This window comes from Staphylococcus sp. HMSC62B09 (assembly GCF_001839115.1).
GTDB lineage: Bacteria > Bacillota > Bacilli > Staphylococcales > Staphylococcaceae > Staphylococcus > Staphylococcus haemolyticus.
Genome location: NZ_KV840074.1, coordinates 1 through 848, shown reverse-complemented (window position 1 = coordinate 848; position 848 = coordinate 1). Strand labels below are relative to the sequence as shown.

General features: G+C 26.7%; 1 protein-coding gene. It reads right to left on the bottom strand.

The window, feature by feature from the left end:
- Window positions 1–679 (bottom strand): replication initiation protein (locus HMPREF3265_RS00030; protein ID WP_070860816.1); only part of this gene is annotated, 679 nt, incomplete at its 3' end.
- Window positions 680–848: the final 169 nt, after the last annotated feature.

Sequence of the window (848 nt, the reverse complement as noted above, 5' to 3'; positions counted from 1 at the left end):
TACTATGAATGCGTTTCTCAGCGTCAAAAGTAAACTCTAACCATTCTATTTTTCGTCCTTTTTTTGCCTTTATTTTATTGATATTAAGATTATTAAAAATAAAGCCTAACTCTTTAATGATAGGGGCTAATACTTTTTGATTGATATGCGTCATACGGTAGCTATTAGGAATATCTAATCGTTCTCTAAAATCCTCAATTTGAATTTTGAAATATCCTGTGTGTTTATATTGTTTTAATAACCTAAACATATTTTTAGAGTATGTTGATTTAAGGTGTGTCATTTCTTTTAATTCAAACTTAGTAAAGTCAGCTGTTATTTCATTTAAAACGTGCTTTAATTTTGGATTAATACTAACAATTAGTTCTTGTTTATTAGCATCAACTTCATATCCTGTAAACAATACAAATTTTTTGAATGATAAACCACTTCGTTGAGTATAAGTTAAAGTTAACATCTTATCGTATACATGTTCTAAGTCTTTAACAAAACGTTTTAAAGAACGATGATAGTAATTACTTAAGTGACGTAACTCATCAAAAGGAATGGCTAATTCTTTTATATCTTGTTCTTTTAATTTATTACAAAGACTAAAAAATATATCGATTTCTGTGCTGGTAAACTTACGTAAAGGAACTAAATTCATTTCATTTTGATAGACAACAGTTTCTCCAGACATGTTTATAAAGCCTCCTAAACAATAAACAAACAATAGGACACTATAAAAAATAATAGGTTCCTTAATAGTATGAAAATATTTTAATTTAAAGCTATAATAACATTGTTTCAACTACAAAGGCAACTTATTTATTATAAGTTGCCTTTGTAGTTACAAAAAGTTGCCTTTG